The organism is Meiothermus sp. (genome assembly GCF_037443965.1).
Classification (GTDB): Bacteria; Deinococcota; Deinococci; order Deinococcales; family Thermaceae; genus Meiothermus.
Window position 1 is genome coordinate 19,513 of the sequence record NZ_JBBINI010000006.1, and the last position, 20,414, is coordinate 39,926.

15 protein-coding genes and 2 tRNA genes are annotated in these 20,414 nt (G+C 60.8%); 4 read left to right on the top strand and 13 right to left on the bottom strand.

What is annotated here, in order from left to right:
• Positions 1-25: 25 nt before the first annotated feature.
• Genes WKI89_RS04835 through WKI89_RS04850 form a run of 4 tightly spaced genes read right to left on the bottom strand, consistent with a single transcriptional unit; the run spans position 26 to position 4,389 of the window.
• A complete protein-coding gene (locus WKI89_RS04835) occupies positions 26-1,846 on the bottom strand; it encodes a menaquinone biosynthesis decarboxylase (protein WP_337868087.1) in 1,821 nt (606 codons plus the stop codon).
• A gap of 10 nt (positions 1,847-1,856) precedes the next feature.
• Positions 1,857-2,381 carry a hypothetical protein gene (locus tag WKI89_RS04840; protein ID WP_337868088.1) on the bottom strand — a complete coding sequence of 175 codons (525 nt, stop codon included), beginning with the start codon at positions 2,379-2,381 and terminating at the stop codon, positions 1,857-1,859.
• A 35-nt stretch (positions 2,382-2,416) separates the two neighbouring features.
• The gene (locus tag WKI89_RS04845; protein ID WP_337868089.1) at positions 2,417-2,743 is read right to left on the bottom strand and encodes a YraN family protein; all 327 of its coding nucleotides are present in this window, start codon (positions 2,741-2,743) and stop codon (positions 2,417-2,419) included.
• A complete protein-coding gene (locus tag WKI89_RS04850) occupies positions 2,740-4,389 on the bottom strand; it encodes a PASTA domain-containing protein (protein WP_337868090.1) in 1,650 nt (549 codons plus the stop codon). The genes WKI89_RS04845 and WKI89_RS04850 overlap by 4 nt, the downstream gene beginning before the upstream one ends.
• Positions 4,390-4,929: 540 nt before the next feature.
• On the opposite strand from WKI89_RS04850, the gene WKI89_RS04855 reads away from it, so the two are divergent.
• Positions 4,930-5,724 carry a class I SAM-dependent methyltransferase gene (locus tag WKI89_RS04855; protein ID WP_337868091.1) on the top strand — a complete coding sequence of 265 codons (795 nt, stop codon included), beginning with the start codon at positions 4,930-4,932 and terminating at the stop codon, positions 5,722-5,724.
• A 227-nt stretch (positions 5,725-5,951) separates the two neighbouring features.
• On the opposite strand, the gene WKI89_RS04860 is transcribed toward WKI89_RS04855, so the two are convergent.
• Positions 5,952-6,028: transfer RNA gene (locus tag WKI89_RS04860), tRNA-Pro, on the bottom strand.
• 122 nt (positions 6,029-6,150) lie between these two features.
• Between WKI89_RS04860 and WKI89_RS04865 the strand changes: the two genes are divergently transcribed.
• A tRNA-Ile gene (locus WKI89_RS04865) sits at positions 6,151-6,227 on the top strand.
• Positions 6,228-6,598: 371 nt separating this feature from the next.
• Here the strand turns inward: WKI89_RS04865 and WKI89_RS04870 are convergent.
• The 7 genes from WKI89_RS04870 to WKI89_RS04900 form a co-directional block, all read right to left on the bottom strand.
• Positions 6,599-7,885 carry a peptidoglycan DD-metalloendopeptidase family protein gene (locus WKI89_RS04870; RefSeq protein ID WP_337868092.1) on the bottom strand — a complete coding sequence of 429 codons (1,287 nt, stop codon included), beginning with the start codon at positions 7,883-7,885 and terminating at the stop codon, positions 6,599-6,601.
• A gap of 182 nt (positions 7,886-8,067) precedes the next feature.
• Positions 8,068-8,928 (bottom strand): permease-like cell division protein FtsX, encoded by an 861-nt coding sequence (locus tag WKI89_RS04875; protein ID WP_337868093.1) that lies wholly within the window; start codon positions 8,926-8,928, stop codon positions 8,068-8,070.
• Between the two features lie 84 nt (positions 8,929-9,012).
• Entirely contained in the window at positions 9,013-10,377 is a 1,365-nt protein-coding gene (locus WKI89_RS04880; protein WP_337868094.1) for a glycerate kinase, read from the bottom strand.
• A 4-nt stretch (positions 10,378-10,381) separates the two neighbouring features.
• The gene (gene glcF, locus WKI89_RS04885; RefSeq protein WP_337868095.1) at positions 10,382-11,659 is read right to left on the bottom strand and encodes a glycolate oxidase subunit GlcF; all 1,278 of its coding nucleotides are present in this window, start codon (positions 11,657-11,659) and stop codon (positions 10,382-10,384) included.
• A gap of 14 nt (positions 11,660-11,673) precedes the next feature.
• Positions 11,674-12,747: an FAD-binding protein gene (locus WKI89_RS04890; RefSeq protein WP_337868096.1), complete on the bottom strand. Its 1,074-nt coding sequence runs from the start codon at positions 12,745-12,747 to the stop codon at positions 11,674-11,676.
• Between the two features lie 6 nt (positions 12,748-12,753).
• Positions 12,754-14,196 carry an FAD-linked oxidase C-terminal domain-containing protein gene (locus WKI89_RS04895; protein WP_337868097.1) on the bottom strand — a complete coding sequence of 481 codons (1,443 nt, stop codon included), beginning with the start codon at positions 14,194-14,196 and terminating at the stop codon, positions 12,754-12,756.
• A 159-nt stretch (positions 14,197-14,355) separates the two neighbouring features.
• On the bottom strand, positions 14,356-15,918 hold the full coding sequence (locus WKI89_RS04900) for a Wzz/FepE/Etk N-terminal domain-containing protein (RefSeq protein WP_337868098.1): 1,563 nt from the start codon (positions 15,916-15,918) through the stop codon (positions 14,356-14,358).
• Between the two features lie 296 nt (positions 15,919-16,214).
• Between WKI89_RS04900 and WKI89_RS04905 the strand changes: the two genes are divergently transcribed.
• Both WKI89_RS04905 and WKI89_RS04910 read left to right on the top strand, forming a co-directional pair.
• Positions 16,215-17,480, top strand: coding sequence for a lipopolysaccharide biosynthesis protein (locus WKI89_RS04905; protein ID WP_337868099.1), 1,266 nt, complete (start codon positions 16,215-16,217; stop codon positions 17,478-17,480).
• A 185-nt stretch (positions 17,481-17,665) separates the two neighbouring features.
• Positions 17,666-19,255, top strand: coding sequence for a right-handed parallel beta-helix repeat-containing protein (locus WKI89_RS04910; protein ID WP_337868100.1), 1,590 nt, complete (start codon positions 17,666-17,668; stop codon positions 19,253-19,255).
• Here the strand turns inward: WKI89_RS04910 and opgC are convergent.
• Positions 19,252-20,358 carry an OpgC domain-containing protein gene (opgC, locus tag WKI89_RS04915; protein WP_337868101.1) on the bottom strand — a complete coding sequence of 369 codons (1,107 nt, stop codon included), beginning with the start codon at positions 20,356-20,358 and terminating at the stop codon, positions 19,252-19,254. The genes WKI89_RS04910 and opgC overlap by 4 nt on opposite strands.
• Positions 20,359-20,414: the final 56 nt, after the last annotated feature.

A 20,414-nucleotide genomic window follows, 5' to 3' on the forward strand; every position in this document is an offset into this window, starting at 1 on the left:
CAGAGGGGCTGCTGGGTTATTTGCCTCAGGGCTGGCCCACCGGGGTATCCTTGGGCGCCAACAGGGGCAGTCCCAGGCGGTTCCAGCGCTCGTCTACCCGGCGCACGATCTCGGGGGCCATCACGATTTTGGGCGGCCAGCGGCGGGTAAAGCCCTCCTCGGCCAGCTTGCGGGTGCCGTCCAGCACCAGCACCGGGCCCTCCACCCCCGGCAGCACCCAGGCGTCGCGCTCGGGGTCAATGTTGTTGAGCACTGCCCACATCACCTCGTCGAACTCGAGATGGGTGTCGGCATCGGTCAGGAGCATCAGCCGAATGCCCGCGCTGTGGGGGGCTACCAGCAGGCGCTCGGCAATCTCTTTGGCCTGGTGGGGGCGGGTTTTCTCGAAGGTGACCATCCAGATACCCGGCAGTTGTTTCTGCCGCACCCCCGGAATACCCGGCAGGCTAGGGTGGGCCTTGAGGGTAAAGGGCAGGGCACCGCCTTCTTCCTCGAGCTTGGCCGTACCGTCCACAATCAGCTTGCCCCCGTAGCCCATGGCGCGGGAGGAGTGATCCAGCACGTCAATGGGGCCACGCGAGATGAGCGTGTCGCGCCCTGGCACGGCGTGCTCGAGGGCTTTTTGCAGGGCTTCGGGCCCCTTCAGGGGAGCGCCCGCATCCAGCACCACGATCACCTTGGCAAACATCATCTGGCCCAGCCCCAACAGGCCGTTGGCTACCTTGTAGGCCTGGCCGGGGTAGCGCTTCTCGATGCTCACATTCACCCAGTTGTGCGCCACCCCGGCGGGCGGCATGTGGTAGTTGTGGATTTCCGGCAGGATGAGCTGGGCCGCGGGCAGAAAGAGCCGTTCGGAGGCCTCAATCAGGTAGGCGTCCTCCATGGGCGGGCGGCCCACGATGGTGGCCGGGTAGACGGCGTTTTTGCGATGGGTGATGGCGGTGAGGTGGAAGCGGGGGTAGAAGTCCTCCAGGGTGTAAAAGCCGGTGTGGTCGCCGAAAGGCCCCTCCACTACCAGGTCTTCGGCGGGGGCAATGTAGCCCTCGAGCACAAACTCGGCCTCGGCGGGTACCGGCAGGTCTACCGTGACGCCCTTGGTAAGCTCCACCGGCTGCCCCCGCAAGAACCCGGCCAGGTTGAACTCGTTGACGCCCGGAATGGGCGGTACAGGGGCGGTGGCGGCGTAGGTCAGGATGGGGTCGCCGCCCAGGGCCACGGCCACTTCCAGCCGCTTGCCCAGTTTTTTGGCTTTGTCGTAGTGCCGCCGCCCCACCTTGTGCAGTTGCCAGTGCATGGCGGTGGACTGCTTGTCCAGCACCTGCATCCGGTACATGCCCAGGTTAAGCTCGCCCGTTTCCGGGTCTTTGGAGATCACCAGCGGCAGCGTGATGTAGGGGCCGCCGTCCAGGGGCCAGCACTTGAGGATGGGAATTCTGAAGAGGTCTACCTGGTCGCCTTTCCAGACCACCTCCTGCACCGGCCCACCCCGCACTTTTTTGGGGAAGAAGCCTTTGAGCTCCCGCAGCTTGGGCAGCAGGGCGAAGGCCGCCTTGAGGCCGCCCTTGCCGGGGTTGAGGTTCATCAGGTTGGCCACCCGCACCGCCAGGTCGTCCAGGCTTTTCACGCCCATGGCCCGCGCGGTGCGCTCGGCGGTGCCAAACCCCCCGATGAAAACCGGGAAGTCGCGCCCCTCGACGTTTTCAAACAGCAGGGCCGGGCCGCCCGACTTGACCATTCGGTCGGCAATCTCGGTGATTTCCAGTTCGCAGGAGACCGCTTCCTTGATGCGAATGAGCTCCTGGCGGCGCTCGAGTTCGCGGATGAAAGCCTGGAGGTTCTTGTACATCCAATCCAGATTACGGCCTGAAGCGCCTGCTGACTGTAGGTTCGCCCAGGGGTTGGGCCCGGCCCTGCAGGGTTTTTGGCCGTGGTTTGAGCGGCACCGCCACCGAGGCCAGCTCGGGCTCGAAGACGAAGGGCTGTTCGTAGTACAGCAGCCCTTCAGCGGTGCGCACGTAGGGGGCCAGCGCCTGGCCGTAGCCCAGGCGGGCGGCCAGCTCGAGGCCGCCGTATTGCAGGTGCAGGCTCCGGCCCGGGTGCAGGGGGCCGGGGTGGCAGAGCGCCAGGGTTTTGCGATCCTTCAGGCGGATGAACCCGACCTCCAGCAGCGGTACGGTTTTTTGGCCCTGCCACTGCAGGAAAAGCTCGAGAGCCGTACGGGCCGAAAGGGGCAGGGGCGGGGTGAGCCGGGGACGCGAAAGGCTGGCCTGGTTCAGGTACAGCCAGATGCGGTGGGCTTGGATGGTTTGTTCGGGCGGTGGCGCGGGCAGTGCAGGGCCCCGGTGAAGCGCCCGCAGTTTTTTGATTGACTTGCCCAGCATAAAAGCCAGTATAGGGCGGGCCGGGCGGTCGTGCCTTAATCCAGGCGGAGGTGCTCGAGGCGGTGCTGCCGGGGCGTGCCGTAGACCAGAACGGCCTCGAGCCGCACCGGTAGGTCGTCCCGGCCCAGCAGGTAAACCACCGACTGGTAGATGCGCCGGTACTTGGTGGGGGTGAGGGCCTCGAGGGGGGTGCCAAAGGCCTCGTTGCGGCGCTGCTTGACCTCGACCGCCACATAGGTGGGGCCGTCCTGCATCCAGAGGTCAATCTCGCCGAAAGGGGTGCGCTTATTCTGCCCCAGCAACACATAGCCCTTGGCCTGTAGATGCTGGCAGGCCAGGGCCTCGGCCCAGGCCCCTTTCATAGCGGGCTTTCCAGCACCTGCTGCCCGTTGACCACCACCCGCAGCACCGCGCTGCCGCGCACCACAATCTCCTGGCTAAAGCTCCAGGGCTGCTGCACCGGCCCCTCAAACACCGTATTGACCAGTACCTCGTCCTGCACGGTGATAACCACCACCGCATTGGGGATGTCTTCCGGCAGGGTGTAGCTCACGTTGACCCGGCGCTCTTGCGGCCCGGCGGGAACCGGGGGCGGGGTGGGCTGGTTTACGTCTGGGTTGGTGGGTTCCGGTATGGGCGCGGGGATAGGCGTTGGTTCGGGGATGGGGGCTGGTTCGGGGGGAGGTGCTTCCAGGCGAGGGGGGGCGAAGGGGGAGGCTTTGGGGAGGGCGGCTACGGGTTGTGCGGCCACCACAACGCGAACCACGGTTTCGCGGGCCAGTACCACCCCGGGGCCAGGTTGTTGGCCCACCACCATGCCTTGCGGTGCACCGGAAGCTACCCGCACAATCTGGGCTTGGAGTTCGGCTACGGTCAGGATATAGCGGGCTTCCTCCTCGGTGAGGCCGGTCAGGTCGGGCAGCAGGGTCTCGCGCACCGGCGGGCGGGTTCCGGTGGAGACCAGAAGCCGCACCCCCTCGCCGGGGCGCAGGGGCTGGCCCTCGCGGGGGATGCTGGATAGAACGGTATCGGTGGTGTCGCCCGAGGCGATGCGGGTAATGCCGGCGACCCGGTAGCCGGCGGCCTCGAGGGCCTGACGGGCATCCTCGAGCGAGCGCCCGCTCACGGTGGGTACGCTGCCAAAACGGGGTTTGTTGATCACCAGCTCGAGCCGCCGGCCCGGCTTGACGCGGGTGCCGGGGTCGGGGGTTTGCTCCAGAATCTGATCCTTGGGCAGCGAAACATCGCTACCCTCGGCAAACTCCACCTTGAGGCCGTAGGTGCGTACCGCCTCCAAAGCCTGCCGGGGGGTTTTACCCACTAGGTCGGGCAGCACATACTCGGGGGGGTTCAGGTAGCGGACGGCGGTTTGCCAGATGGCCAGGCTGCCCAGCACCAGCATCAGCAGGCCCGGCAGCCAGCCTGGCCAGTTCCAGCGGTACGTCCGCTGTGGAGCACGGGGCTTGGTTTCTTTGCGGTTGTGGGTAGTTGGGCTGGGTTTTTTGGGCATTTCGGCCTTGGGGGGTGGTTCTTGTGAAACTGGAGGTGGAGAGTGCGATGATTGGGGGGGCAGAGCAGGAAGGGAAGGGTTCAGATCGGGTCGGCTGAGGGGGGCGGTTGTTTGGGGACGCAGATTCCCCACCAGGGGGCGTCCGCTTTCCTCGGTGGTTTCCAAATCGCTTTCCTGGTAGCCAAAAGGCTCGAGGACTTCCAGTAAGGGCTTGATCCGCCTGGGCTTGAGCGCCACCTTAGGCTGATCGGGCCAGAAGACATAGTAGCGCCCTGGGTTGGCCGAGACCACCACGCCCTGGGGCAAGTAGCCCTGGCTCTCGAGGCGCCGGATCGCGTTTTTGTAGCGGTGGAAGGCGGTGCGGGCTTCGGGTGTATGCACCTCAAACCAATACAATTGCCCCTTCAGACCCTCGGGGGTCTGTACTTGATAGGGGCGCAAAAAGCCTTGGGAAGGCTCTTCGCCAAGAATGGTGAACTTGTCCTCCAGTAGCGACACCACAAGCGATTATACAGACCGAAGAAAGGGCTTTGTGAGTGGTTAAACAGGCGAGATTCGCCAACTTATGGCTTGGGTTGAATCTTTCGCGCTGGGTCGCAGAGGCTACCTTTTATGATTAAGGTTGCCGAACTCGCCGAAGCACGGTTGCTGAGCGTTAGACCGAGCTCACGCCGAGGCAGAGCGCACCCCTCGCTGCACGATGCAGAATTCGCTTCCTTTCCAAGGGGCGGTATCGCCCTCCGCTGCGCGGATAACTTCCAAGGGGCGGTATCGCCCTCCGCTGCGCGGATAACTTCCAAGGGGCGGTATCGCCCTCCGCTGCGCGGATAACTTCAGTCGGGTAGTCTGCTATCTTTTGGTGAGGGACTACCCAAAAAACTGCCGAAGCCCGACTTTTGTAGTGCTGGATGTAAATAACGCCTATCGTATAGCGATAAAGCCCTGCTGGATGGGCCAAGCCAAAACTTCACACTCGAGCCGACCACTATGCGGTATCATTTGCAATTTGACACTGCATTGTTATCATAAAAACCGAGCATGACTTCTCATTTTAGTCGGGTGGCCTTTACCTACGACCGGACGCGGTATCATCCGCCGGAAGTTTCGGGGCGCATCGCTACGGCACTCACGGCCCCGGTGGAGAAGCTGTTCCGCGATCCCTTGTTTTTGGAAATTGGGGCAGGCACAGGTCGAATTTCGGTGCCGATTATTGCTCGAGGGTATCGCTATATTGCCCTAGACGACAACCCGGCCATGCTCGAGGTCTTGCGGCAAAAGGTGGCTGGGGTGGCCCGCAAGGCCCGCTTGGTCGAAGCGGATGCCCGCGAGTTACCCTTCGAGCGAGGTAGCCTCCACGCGGTGATTGCTGTACATTTCTGGCACCTGCTCGACAACTGGCAGCAAGCCCTGCAAGAAAGCCTGCGGGTGCTACGTCCGGGTGGTTTTTTGTTTGAGGGTTGGGATCAATCCGACGACGAAAGCGAGGACTGGCGCATCCAGCAAAAGTGGAAGGAAATCCTAGCTGACATGGGCTATCGGTTGCTTAGGGGTCGCCACCAAGCCCGCTTGGCCGAGGTAGAAAAAGAGCTGGCTCAGCACGGCCTCGAGGCCAAAACCAAGACCGTGGCCGACTGGATCGAACTGCGTAGCCCCCGCACCAGCCTCGAGATGCTTCTAGAGCGCATCTACTCCTTCACCTGGGACGTGCCCGAGGAGGTCTTCCGGCCCTCGGTGGCCGAGTTGGCACAGTGGGTAGCAGCCACCTATCCCGATCCCGATGTGGAGTATCCCATACACTGGAAATTTGTGGTGCGAAGCTCGAGGATCTCTTGAAAAGCTCAGCCGAATACAGCGGTTCTCAGCAACAGTCCGCACAAAGTAACCTTTAGTGCTTCCCGGTTTTATCCAGCGTATAGGTGGCTGAACCTGTTCAAGCCGATCCTGTCGAGGCCGACCCTCTCCGGGATACTAATCATTTTCAGTAACGCCTATAAGCAAAAAACCGTGCGAACATTAGACTGCTCACAGCGGTTTTTGCTTCCTTGCACTTACTTTTCTTTTGGTCGAGGCGAGAGGATTTGAACCTCCGACCACACCCACCCCAAGGGTGTGCGCTACCAAGCTGCGCTACGCCTCGATTTGGTTGTACCTGAGCCAAAGCCTCAGGCGCATCCACAAGTTTAGCGACCTGAAGCCTAAACGTCAACACATCGGCTTGACCAATGGCAAAGCCACCGCTATACTCATAACTCGCTGTGGGGGCGGTTAGCTCAGCTGGTTAGAGCACACGCCTGATAAGCGTGAGGTCCCGGGTTCGAGTCCCGGATCGCCCACCAAGTTCATCTACAAGACGACTCCCGACAAAGTTCGGGGGTTTTTTGGATCGGTTTCGCCCAACCTGTACAGGATGGGGTCACCCATTGGACAATGGTCTAAGTTGCGCCAGGGTAGATTGGCAAAACCAGCGGAATAGGCAAGGCGTACCTGACGCAATTCCCCACTGATCTTTGAGGATCGGATCTCGCATTTCAACTATGGAGACACTTACAGCCCATGCATCAGGATCATGCAATCTATGCCGTATAGCAAAAACGCACACAGCGTATTCATGGGAGGCCGCTTTATGGCTTTTTTGCATAGCAGAGGTTAAGACTCTATGGCAGCAGGCCTAAGTGACAACCGTCTGACGTCTTGAGGGGCGCTTCTATCAGTAATATCTGGATGGGTCAACGTAGCGGAAATTGCCGTTATCGTCTATAAAAATCACCCTGAACCACATCTGGTTGCTGGGAATTAGCACACCGCCGCCGGTGAAACCGATAACCTGGCCTTGTCCGACCCGCTGGCCCACCGAAACCCTGGGCTCGAGCACGTTTACGTACTGGGTCGCGATCTGGTCGGAGTGACGAATGGTAAGGGTATAGCCCAGATTGGCAATAAACAGGCTATCAATCACCACGCCATCGGCGGCGGCAACAATGGTGCTGGAAGCCTCCTCGCCCTGGAGGGTCTGCCAGTCGTTGCCCTGAAACCCGTAGGCCTCGGCGATACGCCCCCCACGCACGGGAAACTGCAATGCGCCCACCAACTCCCGTGGCACCGAGGGGATTTCACGGACAGCCTCGCGCTCGCGGCGGGCCGCTTCTTCGCGCTGGCGTTGGGCCTGCTGTTCGCGCTGACGGCGCTCTTCGGCCTCGCGGCGGCGGCGTTCTTCCTCGGCCCGGCGGCGCTCCTCAGCGATGCGGCGCAGCTCGGCAGCGATCCGACTCTGCAACCGGTTTAACTCCGTGCGAAGCTGGGCCTGGGCCTGCAGGGTTTCGCGCAGGATAACCTGCCGCCCGGCCTGTTGCTGGCGCAGGTTGGCGACTGTAAGTTGCACGGTTTGGCGGTTTTGTGCCAGGGCTTGGATGCGCTGCTGCCGTTCGGCCCGACGCTCGGTTAGGGTGTCTATGAGCAGCTTGAGCCGCACTCGCTCTTCGTCGAGCTGGCGCACGGTGTTTTTGATGCGGTCCATCAGGTCGGTCTGGTGCTGGCCCAACACCCCCACCCACTTGCTGCGAACCGATAAATCGGTGAAGGATTCGGCCCGCAGAAGGGGTAAATAGCGCCCGGCCCGCTCCCGGTGCAGGCTTTGCAACAAGGCCGAGAGCCGCTCCCGCAGGCCCTCGAGCTCCTTTTGCAGACTGGCAATGCGGGCCTCGGCCTGCTTTTTTTGCCCATCCAGCAGGTTAATTTGCCGGGTCAGGTCGGCCCGTTCGCGCTCGAGGCGGGTGATTTCGGCCTCGAGGCGGCGTAGCTCCTGGAGCTGCTGTCGGGTCGCGGCGTCAAGGTTGGCCAGGTCGCGGTTGAGTTGCTCGATGCGCTGCTGCTGGAGTTGTTGTAGCCGCCGGTTTTGCTCGGCCTGCTGCTGAAGCTGATTGAGGCTTGGCTGACCGAAGGCCAGAAGATGGAAGCCAAAAGCCCACAGCAGCACGAACATCCAGAGGCTGTGCATGTTGAGTTTGAGGGAGTAGTCAAAGCGTCTTGCTGGCTGCTTAGAGTGATTCTCGGAAAGAGCCCAGGAATTCTCAAAAGTCAAAAAGCTGCGCCGAACAAGTTTTTTGTCGCTGGTCTTAGCGCAGAAAACAGGTGGAACCGCGATATGTCTGGCAATAAATCCAGCCTTCGGCCCCTGCTTCATAAATCGGCCTCCCGCAGGTTGGCCCGGCTGGCCAGATAGGCCCCGGTGGCTCCTAACAGCACCGCCAGCACCAGCATGGCCAGGGCCGCCCGAATCAGGTCGCTTCCGGCCAGCACCGGCACAAAAGGCAGCAGGTTTTGCAGGGCTTCGGCCAGAAAACGATAGGACAAAACCCCCAGCCCCAGCGCCACCAGCCCGGCGGCCAGCGTGAGCAGCGTACCTTCAGCCACGAAGGGCCCCTGGATGAAGCGCCGGGTGGCCCCCACCAACTGCATGACCCGCAACTCCTCGCGGCGGTTTTCGATGGAAAGCCGAATGGTGCCCATCACGCTAAACAAGGTGTCCAGGAGCAGCAGCACAATCAGGATATTGACCGCAATGCGCAAGCCTGCCAGCACCCGCACCAGTTGCTCGGTGAGGGCGCCGCCGTATTCCACGCTGTCCACCCCTTCAATCCGCGCCACCCGCCGCCCTATCTCGCGTACTTCCTGGGGGTCGGTGAGCTTGAGACGAATCGTGTCGGGGAGGGGGTTCTGGATGAACTCACGGGCCTGGGCCAGATAGGGATAGTCCAACTGGAGGGTGGCCAGGGCTTCCTCCCTGGTTTGCAGCTTGGCTTCGCTCACCTCCGGCCAGGTTTTGATCTCGTTCAGGATGGCGGTAGCCTGGGCATTCGGTTTGAGGAAAGCCGCTACTTCGAGTTCGCGCTCGAGGGAGGCCACCACCCGATCCAGGTTCCACAACACCAGCCCCAGCAAAAACAGCAGTGAAAACGATACCAGGGCCGTAAAAAAGGTGGCGAGCGTGCTGGTCAGGTGTTGGCGCAGCGAACGCAAAGCCTGGGAAAGGGCATACACGGCTTTTAGTGTACAGTTTACATACGGGTTTTATGTGAATTGGCCCTTAGAAACGTCTTTCGATACGCATTTCGGTAGTATCGTTCACTTTGACAAGCCTAAACGATACTGCCGAAATGCTTTTCTACTCCCTTCGGTCGGCTTGAATCCTTCACCTATGACTACGTCCAACGGTGAAGGATTCAAGCGGAAACGGTACGATTCCACCACCAGCACCCGAAAATCGTTGAGGTTGTGGGCGGTCTCGCCGGTGATGAGCAAACCCCCCAGGGCCTGGAAGAACCCGTGCGCGTTGTTGTCGCGCAGCAGGGCCTTGAGGTCGAGGCCCTGCTGGCGGGCTTTATGCCATGTATTAGGTTCCAGGATGGCGCCTGCCGCGGGGGTGTTGCCGTCTATGCCATCGGAGTCGGCAGCCAGGGCCCAGACCCCATCCTGGCCCAGGTAAAAGCCCAGCCAGCCCAGAAACTCCTGGTTGCGCCCCCCCTGGCCCGATCCGCGCACCGTGACGCTGGCCTCGCCCCCCGAGAGCAGCACCACCGGGGGGCGGAAGGGCTGCCCGTGAGCGCGGATGCTCTGCACCAGGTTGGCGTGGAAGCGGGCCAGCTCGCGGGCCTCGCCCTGGAAGCGGTCGGAGAGGATGACCGCTGGGTAGCCCTGGGCCTGCCAGAAGCGCTGGGCGGCCTCGAGCAGAGCCTGGTTGCCCCCAATCAAGCGGTTTTCTACCCGCTGGAAGAGGACATCCCCCGGCTTGGGCGACTCGGGCAGGGCGCCCTTTGCGCCTTGTTCCAGGTGGGCACGCACCTCGGGGAAGTCCAAGCCGTACTTGTCGAGCACCGCCAGGGCTTGGGCGAAGGTGGTCTCGTCGGGCACGGTGGGGCCCGAGGCAATCACCGAAAGATCATCGCCCGGCACGTCCGATAGGTACAGGGCCCGGATGCGGGCCGAAGTGGCCGCGGCCAGCCGCCCCCCCTTGATTTGGGAGACGTGCTTTCGCACCGCATTAATCTCCTGAATGTCGGCCCCCGAGCGCAAAAGGGCCTGGGTCAGGGCCTGCTTGGTGGGCAGGTCAATTCCCCAGGGTGCGCACAAAAGTGCGCTGCCACCCCCCGAGACCAGAACCAGCAGAAGATCGCTGGCCTGTAAACGCGAGACGGCCTGGAGGATGGTTTGTGCAGCCCGCACGCTCCGCTCATCGGGCACGGGGTGGCTGGCCGGGATGATCTGGCCCTGCTCCATTGGCGGCCAGACCCGGCCCACCTCGGCCTTGGGCACCGCTATAAAGGGCACCTCTGGAAACCGCTCCCGGGCCGCGGCCAGCAGGCTCATGGCCGCTTTCCCCACCGAAACGATGAGCGCCGGGGGTTCCTCGGGCAGGTGCTGGGCGGCGAGACGGGCCGGGTGGGTTTGCTCTAAAGCCTGCCGAAAACTGGCGGTGAGCAGTGCGCGCATAGTTTTATCCGGCTTGGGGGATGGGGCTTTGGGTGTAGGCCCGATCCAGCAGCTCGAGGGTGTGCAGTACGGGAATCTCCCGGCCCAGTTTGCGCAGGTGGGTTTGGATCTGGGTAAAGCAGCCGATGTTGCCGGTGACCACCAGCTCGGCCCCGGTGGCCAGGATGTGGCGGGCTTTGCGCTCGCCCAGGGTGGCGGCGATTTCGGGCTGCTCGAGGTTGTAGGTACCCGCCGAGCCACAGCAAAGCTCGCCTTCGGGAATTTCCACAAGCTCGAGGCCCGGGATGCTTTTGAGTAGTTGGCGCGGCTCAGCCCGCACCTGCTGGGCGTGGGCCAGGTGGCAGGCATCGTGGTAGGCCACCTTGAGGGGCCGCTCCAGCGGGGGCACGGCTTTCAGGCCCAGCTCGACCAGGAAAACCGAGACGTCCTTGACCTTGGCAGCCAGTTGGTGGGCCTGGGCCTGCTCGGGTTCCCCGTGGAAGAGCAGGGGGTACTCCCTAAGGCCCGAGCCACAGCCGGCGGCGTTGGTGAGGATGGCGTCGTACTCACCAGCAAAGGCGCTGAGGTTGGCGCGAGCGAAGCGCAGGGCCCGCGTACGCTCGCCGGTGTGCATGGCCAGCGCGCCGCAGCAGCCCTGGCCTTTGGGGATCACCACCTCCACCCCGTTGCGGGCCAGCACCCGCAGGGTGGCGTGGTTGAAGTTGGGCTGCAACACCTGCTGGGCGCAGCCCCCCAGAAAGGCTACCCGAGCCCGCCGTTCCCCCTCAGCCGGAACCACCTCGGGCAGGGGCTGGTGTTTGGGCATTTGGTCGGGGAGCAGCTCGAGCGGGGCTTGCAGCATGGGCGGTAGGAGCGGCTTCAGGAGCTGGCCCAGTCGGCCCAGGGTGGCCGCAGCGCGGAAGCGCGAGGGATAGGGGAGGGTCTCCTGAATGCCGATGCGGAAGAGCTTCTGGAAAGGGGAGCGGTGGCGTTGGGGCTCGCTCCAGCCCCGGTAGGTGGCGATGAGCTCGCCGTAGGGCACGCCGCTGGGGCAGGCCGTCACGCAGCCCTGGCAGCCCAGGCACTTGTCGAGGTAGGGCTGGGCTTCCTCGAGTTGCAGGTTGCCCTCCAGCACCTCTTTCATTAGAAAAATCCGCCCCCTGGGGGAGTCCATCTCCTCGCCCAGCACCTGGTAGGTGGGGCAGGCCGGCAGACAAAAGCCGCAGTGCACGCAGGCCTCGATGGCGTGGGCCATGATTTCGCCCTGGGGGCCGAGCTTTTCGACGTCAATCTTGTGCTGCATAGGGTTTCCTGGGGTTACTGGGGTGGAGCAGGGCTGAACCGGCCTTGAGGGTCGAGGGCGGCGGCCACCCGCTGACCAAAGACCTGTTCCAAGTCTATTCCAATCCGGAGCTGATGCGTAGAGCCCTTTAGAACCAGACCAGATAAACTCTGAGACCGTAACAGGGTATCCAACTGGGCGAGTTCGTCGTTCCAGGCCAGGTACAGCAGGTGGCCCGCGCTCATGTACCGGCGGGGGGCGCTGCCCAGGGCCTGCTCCAGGGCGGGGATGTGCCGGGTGGTGAGGGCTACCTTAACCAGATAACCCTCGCCCAGCTCGAGCCGGTTCAGGTCGCGCCAGTAGCGGGTCTCGGCCTCGCCCTGCAGGAGGTCGCCGGCCCTGCCCACAAAGGCTGTGAGCCGCTCCAGCCGGGCCGGGAGAGCTTCGGGCAGGCCCCCCAGTCGCAGGGTCAGGGTGGCGGGGGGCTCGAGGTCGAGGGCGTAGAGCTCGATGGGCGAGCCCGCTAGCCGGTAGAGGGCCTCGAGCGCTTCTTCCAGCTTGAAGAAACTGATCTGCAGGGTGGCGGTGGCTTTAGGAAAGGGAAACACCTTGAAGGCCAGCTCGGTCAGGAGGCCCAGCCGCCCCAGGCTGCCCACCATCAGCTTGGGCAGGTCGAAACCGGCAGCGTTCTTGACCACCTTGCCACCGCCCCGCACCAGCTGGCCCGTGCCGTCCACGAACTGCACCCCCAGGATGAAGTCGCGCACCCCCCCATAGCGCTGCCGCATGGGGCCGGAAAGCCCCGCCGCCACCGTGCCCCCCAGGGTGGCCCCCTGTTCCACCAAGGGCGGGTCGAAGGGCAGGTACTGCCCGTGCTGGGCCAAAAGCTGCTCCACCTCGGCCAGCGGGGTTCCGGCTCGGGCTACCAGCACGTACTCGCCGGGGTCGTACTCGATCACCCCCGAGAGGCCGCGCATCTCCAAAACGGTCTGGCCTTCCGCGGGTGTGGAAAGCGCCGGTTTGCTACCGCCGCCCCTGGCCCGCACCCGGCTGTGAGCCCGGATGGCCTCCTGTACCTCGGCGGGGCTGGTGGGGTGGAGCACGCGCATGCCAGCCTACTCCCTCGAAATAACCCCGGCCCGCTCCAGGGGGTGGGGCCCGGTCTGGCGCAGCGCAGGGGCTTCGCCGCCGGGGAACATCTTGCCGCGGTTGGAAAGCTCGAGGGGATCCAGGGCCAATCGGATGCGCCGCATGGCGGTTAGGTCGGTCTCGGAAAACATCTCGGGCATGTAGGCTTTTTTCTCCATGCCCACCCCGTGCTCGCCGGTGATGGAGCCACCCAGGGCCACGCACAGGCGCAGGATTTCTCCCGCCAGCTCCTCGGCCCGCTCGAGCTCGCCCTCGACCCGTCCGTTGTACAGAATCAGGGGGTGCAGGTTGCCGTCGCCTGCATGGAAAACATTGGCCACCCGCAGGCCATAGCGCGCGGAGAGCCGCTCGATCTCGGCTAAGGCCTGGCCCAGCCTGGAGCGGGGCACCACCCCGTCCTGCACGATGTAGTCGGGCGAGAGCCGCCCCACCGCCGAGAAGGCGGCCTTGCGCCCTTTCCAGATTTTCAGGCGCTCCTCGGCGCTCTGGGCCACCCGCACCTCGTAGGCCCCCGACCGCCGGATGACTTCGTCCAGGTAGCGGGCCTCGGCCTCCACCTGGGGGGTTTCGCCCTCGAGCTCCACGATCAACAGAGCCCGGGCCTCCCTTGGATAACCGGCCTTGACCGCGGCCTCGGCAGCTTCAATCGCCAGCGAGTCCATGATCTCCATTGCACCCGGCAAAAGCCCGGAGGCCACCACCGCGGCCACCGCCTCACCGGCTTTCTCCAGCGTGTCGTAGGCCGCCAGCACGGTGTGATAGGTCTCGGGTTTGGGCAAAAGGCGCAGGGTGATCTCGGTGGCGATGCCCATAAGTCCCTCGCTGCCCACGAACAAGCCCAGCCAGTCGGGGCCGGTATTTTCCAGGCTCTCGCTGCCCAGCACCACGCTCTCGCCGTCGGGCAGCACCACCTTGGCCGCCAGCACGTGGTTGGAGGTCATGCCGTACTTAAGGCAGTGGGCCCCGCCCGAGTTAAAAGCCAGGTTCCCCCCGATGGTCGAGACCGGCTGGGAGGAGGGGTCGGGGGCGTAGTAAAGGCCATAGGGGGCGGCGGCGTTTGAGACCTGGAGGTTGATAAAGCCCGGCTCTACCACCGCGATGCGTTCCTGTGGATCTAGCCGCAGCAGTTTGTTCATCCTGTTGAGGCCAATCAAAAGCCCGCCATCAATCGGCAGCGAGCCCCCCGAAAGGCTGGTGCCGGAGCCGCGGGCTACATAGGGCACCTGATATTTGGCACACCAGCGCACCGCGGCCACTACTTCGTCGTGGTTCTCGGGTAACACCACCGCCAGGGGCCGGGCCCGGAAGGCCGTGAGGGCATCGGACTCGTAGGGGGTCAGTTCGCCGGGTTTGTGCAGCAGGCGACCCGGTGGAAAGAGGCGCTCGAGTTCACCCAAAGCTAGGTTCATATGGCTCCTTCCCCAGTGCAAGCGTATCCACTACACCACCTCCGGTATTGCTTAGAAACTAGCTTTTCATTCTAGTTATGTCAATAAATAAAACTATTTTTTATATTTTGAAAAATAAAACGCCCAGGGCAGACCTGGGCTATGGGGAGTAAGGAAGGTTTATTGCTTTTTTTCGGTAGCAGGTCTAAAGATACCGGTGCTTTTGCTGCTGCCCTCGTACACCTTGTCGGGTTTGGGCAAGGTTTGGCCTTCGCGCACCCGGTTCATCACCAGGCCCAGGGTCTGGGCTCCCACACGCTTGAGGATCTCGAGGGCCGAGCGCAACTGGCGCTTGTCGGTCTGGCCCTCCCGCACCACCATGAGCACCCCGGAGACGTAAGGGGCGATAATCAGGGTATCGGTAACGGTCAGCACAGGGGGTGTGTCGAGGATGACGACATCGTACTGACCGCTCTCCTTGAGGCTTTCGATGAAGGGGCGGAACAACTCCGAGAGCAGACGGGGCGGGTTCTCGATGGGTTGCAAGCAGGGAATCACATAGAGGTTGTTTTCCACCAAGTGGGGCTGGGGCTGGATGCCCGGCAGGTTGACCAGGGTGCTCACGATGTCGCCGCCCTGGGAGATGCGAAACTCCTGATGCAGCACGGGTCTACGGCTGTTGAGGTCTATGATCAGGGTGCGCTTTCCAGCTTTGGCACAGGCCCGCGCAAGGCTAATGGCCACGCTGCTTTTGCCCTCGAGGGCCGCCGGGCTGGTAACGGCGATGATGCGCGGACCGCCACCGGCAATCATGTGCGTCACGTTGATGTCGAGGTAGCCCGCTATCTCAGGGGATAAAGCCCGGCCTGCACTGGCCGGAATTTCGGGGAATTCGCCCAGTATCGGCAGCGAGGTCAGGCCAAAGGCTTCATCGGCGTTGCGCACGGTGCGCACGCTGGCTTCGCGCAACAGCAATAGCCCAAGTGCCAGCACCAGCCCCACCACGAAAGCCACCGCTGCATACAGCGTGGGGCGGGGGCTGGTGGGGCGGGCGGGGGCTATGGCCTGGTCAATCAACGTTAGTTGCCCGCTGGCACTGCGCTCGAGCGCCCGAACCAAGTCAATGTCCCGCTGCAAGGTGGCTTGTAGGGTGAGCAGCCCCGACAGATTTTCGCTGCTGCGGTTGGTGGCTTGGCTGATCTGGTTTCTGACCACCGCCAGCTGGGCTTCAAGCGACTCCCGATAACTTCCAAAACTGCCCCGCACGCGCTCGTCGTCCCAGCGCATGAGGCTGCTGGCCCAGATGTTTGCGAGTTCGGCTGCTTTTTGGGGGTCGGCATTGCGTATGCTCAGGATAATCACGTTGGAGTTCTGGCCTTCGATGGTGCGTACCCGTGCGCTGCGAGCAAACCGCTCCAGATCTCCAGGGTCGCTTTTCAGGCCAGCGGTTTGGAGAGTGCGCCCCAAAACCAGGCTGCTGAGGGCGGCTTCGCGGTAGGCTTCGGCATCAATAAGGTTCTGAGAGGGCACGGTTCCCAGGAGGCTGCTTCCCGAAAAAGCACTGCTTTGCGCTGCCAGTAGGCGAGAGCTGGCCTGGTAGGTGGGTGCTTGCAGCCAGGAGACCAGGAAGGTCAGCAAACCCAAAGAAGCAGCAAAAAGCAACAGCGTCCGGATATTGCGTCGTAGAATCTGACCCAGGCGCGCAAGGTCTAGTTCGGGTTCTTGCGGAATTTGCGGAATCATACCTCCCAGATTATAGGTGCTGTGGGTTGTGCTGTTGGCTGGATTTGACCTATCGCTTATTTTGTGGCGGATGTTTCAGCTATTTCTTTCAATCGCAACAAGTGTTTTCTCGGTGGGGTGAAGATGGTTGTGGGGCAACCAAGTGCCATTGTTACTTGCGTGGGGCTTAAGCTAACAGCATGTGAAACGAGCCATGGGGTCGCTCGAGGTGTATTGATGCGCATCTTTGCTTCAAATGACCATACCATATTGATGACGGGTACGATGTGACGGATACATTGCGTAAAATTCGCAATTTGAGCCGACGCCTTCCCCAACGGGCAGGCTGGGCACTTATGGATCAGGCTTTGTTTGGCGTTTCCAATTTTCTGGCCAATACCCTTATGGCGCGCTGGCTCGAGCCCGCCGAATACGGTGCTTTCGCAGTGGGTTGGATGATTCTGCTGATTGGTTTTCAGATTCAAAATCCCCTCATTACTGAACCGCTGGCGGTTTATACCCCCAACCGCTTCCGCTCAGCCCCCCACATATACCAGCAGCAAGTCGTACGGTTGCATTGGTTGCTAGCCGCGATGGCGTCGTTGATTTTCGTTTTTTTGGCGTGGTTTCAGACCGACCCAGCCTTCAGGGGTGTTTACCTTGGGCTTGCAATTGCACTGCCTTTCGTACAGTACGCGATGCTGGCCCGCCGAATCTGTTATGCCAACCTGGTTCCCAGGCTGTCGGCATTGGGAGGGCTCATCTACTTGCCCCTCTTCGTTTTGTCAGCGTTGGCTTTGCAGGAGATGTCCTTACTCAATGCTTTTACGGCCATGGTACTGATGGGTCTTGCATCGTTGGTTTCAGGATACTGGGTGATGCTCTGGTGGAAACGGGGCTCCGACATGGGAGCCATGCCGAGCCCTACGAAAAATTTCGGGATTTGGTTTTCGATGTTTCGTACGGTTTTGCAATACCATTGGCGCTACGGGCGTTGGGGATTGCCCGCCAGCCTGCTGTGGGTGCTGGTTTCCAGCCTCCCCTATATCTTGTTGGTGCGCCTGCATGGTCTGGAGTCGGTGGCGGGATTGCGCGTGCTGGAAAACACCCTCGCACCGGTTAATAGCTTTCTGTCGGCCTTCAATTCTCTGATGTTACCTGCTTTTGCTCGAGCCTCCACAACAGCGGCATTAGAGGGGATGGTGTGGCGCTACGTGTTTTTTTTCTCCGCCGTGGGTGTGGTGGCCTGGTCGTTGATGTCGTGGTTGCACGAACCTATCTTCAATTTTCTATACGGAGCAAACTATCAGGGTATCAGCCACTACCTGTTATGGTTTGCCCTAATTCCGCTTTTTACCTGGTTTGGCGAAGTCTTTTTCAGCGCTTTCCGAGCCCAGGAGCAGCCGCGCTGGATAGCCTGGCTGTACATGCTGGCTGCCTTATTCATCGGGATTTTTGGTTTCCTCCTCATAGACCGCGCGGGCTTACTCGGTGCGGTGATCACAATCCTTGCGACGCAGGTTTTACTGGCGGTACTGGCGCTGACCATCTGGCTCAGGTATGGGCGCAAACTCAAGCGCTAAAGAAAGCACATCTTCAAATCGTGGCTTGACTCCGACTGCTCGAGGGGAGCATACCTTAAAGTACTCAAGTAGGTTGCTTAACTTTTCTCGTAAATGGCCGTGGCATGTTTGCAAGGGTGAGACGAAGCCAGGGCCGACCCAGTAACCAGACGATCGAGCCTTTACCAGGATTCAGAGTAACTACGGTGATACGCCAACTCATGAACAGCAGCGGTTCCTTCTTCGCCTTACTGCTTCTGGGGTCGTGTGGTCAGGTTCCGCTGGTTTCCACGCCACCTGGGAGCACCGATCCACCCCTGCCAACCAACGCGATCTATGTTCGTGCTGGGGCCAGTGATGGTGATGGAAGCTCGGACAGGCCTTTTGGCTCCATAGCCCAAGCAGTTCGCAGCGCCCGACCAGGCGATACCATCCGGGTGGCTGCCGGGACGTACCGAGAGAGCATACGCATTGACAAACGCCTTACCCTCATTGGTGAGCCTGGAGCTATCATCAAAGGCTCTGATATCTGGACAGGGTGGACCAGAGAGGGCAGCTACTGGGTTAGACCCTATAACCCAAGCTTTAACCGAATTATTCGTGGGTTTTGCCGCCCAAATAGCAACGGACGCTGCCAGTATCCCGACCAGGTTTTCGTAGATGAACAGCCCTTATTCCAGGAAACCAGCTTGAGTGAGGTGGGCTCAGGCGATTTTTTTGTGGGCAATGGAAAAATCTACTTGGGCAGCGACCCCACCAACCGTACGGTGGAAGTCACCAATCGCTACCGCTGGATTGAGGGAACCAACAGGGTGGGTGACGTTCGGATTCGGGGTTTCGTGTTTCGCCATGCGGGAGTAGACGCGCAGCATGGGGGTGTTTTTGATGGTGGCGGGCCACGCTGGATTATCGAAAACAACGACGTGGCCTACGCCCACGGTGCAGGTATCGAGACCAACGGCGATGGAGCCCAGGTTTTACAGAACCTGATCCACCACAACGGGCAACTAGGCTTGGCTGGCGATACTGGAAGGGGAATGATTATTCGCGGCAATAAAGTCTACCAAAACAACACCGAGGATTTCGATACCAATTGGGAAGCCGGAGGTAGCAAATGGGCTCTGGTGAAGGATTTGCTGGTGGAAGATAACGAGTCGTATGAAAATTCGGGCTCAGGTTTTTGGTGCGATATTGAGTGTGACGGCGTGATTTTCCGCAACAACCGCCTGTACCATAACTGGAAAGCGGGCCTGCAGTACGAGGTCAGCAGAAACTGCACCATCGAAAATAACAAAGCCTGGGAGAATGGTTTTGGTTTTCCGTTGTGGGGTTGGGGAGCTGGGATTTTGGTGCAAAATTCCTCCAATTGTGTGGTGCGGAATAACGTAGTGGCATGGAACGCGGATGGAATTTCGGTGATACAGCAAAGTCGCGAAGACCATAATGCAACCGAGGTTAGCGGCGTAAGGGTAGAAAACAACACCGTAGCAGTCAAGGCCATCGGGGTGCTCGACTATGCCATGGGCTGGCTCACCGATATCCCCAGCCGCTCGTTGTATACCAATGGAACCAACTCCGGCGATAACAACCGCTTTTACCGCGAGCCTACGGTATCGGCGCAAAATGTAACCTATCGGGTCAATTATGCCTGGGAAGGTGAAATATCCGACATTGCTCGTTTTAGAGCGACACTGGGCGGAGGTAGTGGAAGCCAGGAAATTAGCCGTGCAGATTTGGAGGCGGTGCTTAGAAGTGCAGGGATGCCGCTACAGCCCGAGCGCAACAGCCCACTTTAGCCGGCGACCCCTCGAACGTTGCTTTTACGCCAACGGCGATAAAGCAAGATCGAACTCCAGATAACCAGCAGGCTTAGAACATGAAAAGCTGTGCCCACCCATATATTGGAGGTTAGTGCCGCATAATCGAAGAGGTTATATAAGGGTAGCATAACTATTAGGTGCCAGGTAAAAGTCCACAGCGAGGCCGAGCCCAGGGGAATTAGAAGCCAACCTGTAGCACGGTTTAGGGGCTTCCAGAACCAGGTGATGAGCAGGTAAAAAGCCTGTAAATACAAGATCACCAGCAGAAGCCGAGGCCAGATGAGCTGTTGCTGTGGTTCGTTTCCAATAACGACTTGGTTTAGCTCGGGCCACAAGTCTCTGACTTTCACGACAATAAAGAGAGCACCGGCTAAAAGCGTCAACCAGCCCAGTGCATCGCGTAAGTGGTGGTTTTTGGCCCAGAAGCGGCTTAAGCGTTCACGATGAAAACCGATCACCAGACCTCCAAAGAATAGTAGCTGCCAAGCTGCCTCAAAAAATAGTGTACTGATGGGTACTTCCACAACATTCGGGTATGTTTGGCTGAGGATATATGTTGCCAGACTGGCCAGCACGACAACCCAGGTGAAGCCGCGAAACATAAACAGGAGTGCTAGCGGGGTTAGTAGCATGAAGAACACATACAGCGCCAGAATGCCCGAGCCGTTGTAGTCGTTGTAGAGGGTGAGAGCGCCGGCGATGAACTCGAGCAGATTTTGTGATTTGTCCCAATCGTTGTACCACACCTCGAGGCCCACGTAGTTGGCGAGTACAAACCCCAGACAGATCAGCACCGTCGTTCGATATAAAACCCAGGTACGCCACAAAACGTGCTCGAGGGATTTGGATAGGCCCTGCCGGGTAGCCAGGATACCCAGGGTCAAGCCTGAGATGAAGTAGAAGCCTTCGGCGGCACTGATATAAAAATTGGCGCGACCGGTGAGGGAATAAAACAGAGAGCTGTCGTTTACGATATGGTCAATCACCATCACGAACAGCGCGAAGCCGCGCAACCAGTCAATTCGTAAATCGCGCTTGGATATGTTGGGATAGTGCAATGCTCGAAACCATTGAAGCATGTTGCACATTCTAGGGCTGCTCGAGGTCGGAGGCCGAAGGTTTTGACCCATCACCC